The following is a 1,565-nucleotide window of genomic DNA, read 5'->3' on the forward strand; positions in this document are numbered from 1 at the left end:
GGATAAAACCAGATTCCCTTGTACCAATTGGTATTTTAAAAGAGGGAACCAGACAGAATGATTATATTGAATTAGAAGGAGTTTCATCTCGCCCAGTAAATATTCGTACGTATCCATTAGGAGAAGCAGCGGCACACTTAACGGGATATATAGGAAAGGTGAATGCAGAGGAGTTAAAATCGCTTCAAAGAAAAGGTTATCAAGCAGATGATTTAGTAGGTAAGACAGGTTTAGAGAAAGTACTAGAGAATAAATTGCGTGGTGAAAAGGGTGGACGCGTATTTATAGAAGATGAGAACGGGAAAGAGATTAAAAACGTAGCAAAAAAAGAAGCAAAAGAAGGGGAAAATGTTACGTTAACAATTGATGCTGCAATTCAAGAAAAAATCTTTAATGAGATGAAAAATGAAGCAGGATCTAGTGCAGCGGTCAATCCTAAAACGGGTGAAACAATCGCACTCGTAAGTAGCCCTGCTTATAATCCAAATATAATAGTTAGAGGAGCGTCAAAAGCCCAAAGAGAAGCATGGAATAACGACTCGAAACTGCCAATGATGAATCGCTTCACAAAAGCATTTGTACCAGGTTCTGTATTTAAAACGATTACAGGTGCAATTGGTTTGGAAACGAAAACAATAAATCCTAAAGAAGAATTTAAAATTCAAGGATTAAAATGGACGAAAGATTCATCGTGGGGAAATTATTATGTAACACGTGTGAAGGAAGCTAGTCCAATTGATTTTGATAAGGCAATGAAGTACTCTGATAATATTTATTTTGCTCAACAAGCTTTGAAAATGGGAAAAGATCAGTATGTAAATGAATTTAAGAAATACGGATTTTATGAAAAATTACCAATCGAATACGAATTTCCTATTTCAACAATTGCAAAAGATGGGATAAAAAACGATATTCAACTAGCAGATACCGGATATGGACAAGGACAAGTATTAATGACACCACTTCATTTAGCATTAACATATGCACCGATTGTGAATGAAGGGAATATTCCGTCGCCTCATCTGTTAAAAGAAGCAAAAGTAGCGGGGAATTGGAAAGAAAACGTGGTTTCTAAAAAGAATCAAGAGATATTAAAGAGTGCATTAATAAAAGTCATTAATGACCCTGATGGCGCTGGGAGAATTGCTAAGGTTGATGGTGTAACTCTTGCTGGTAAAACCGGTACAGCAGAACTGAAGGAGTCGAAAGAAGCAGACGGAAAAGAACTTGGATGGTTTGCAGCTTTTGATGCAAATGCGCCAGACATGATTGTTACCATGATGATTGAAGATGTAAAAGGAAGAGGGGGGAGTAATGTTCCAGGCGAAAAAGTAAAACATGTTTTTCAGAAATAACACTAAATTATAAGGTGAAATCTTTTTCTGAAATTATTATATGTATGCTTAACTCAAAGGTGTAAATTGGGAAAAACAAAGAACAATAAAGTTTCAAAAAAGCATTCTTTCTAATCGAGAATGCTTTTTTGTTGTATCTCTAGAAAGTTGATACCTCATCTTTATTTTCATTTCTGAAAGGTTGGCATTGCTAATAATAAATATGAGAGT

General features: G+C 35.3%; 1 protein-coding gene. It reads left to right on the forward strand.

Features of this window, described 5'->3' with window-relative positions; all coding sequences use genetic code 11:
* A partial coding sequence (locus AC1DTM_RS25835; protein ID WP_477001223.1) for a peptidoglycan D,D-transpeptidase FtsI family protein occupies positions 1-1,355 on the forward strand: 1,355 nt, incomplete at its 5' end.
* Positions 1,356-1,565: the final 210 nt, after the last annotated feature.

The organism is Bacillus sp. P4_D3, assembly GCF_056401855.1.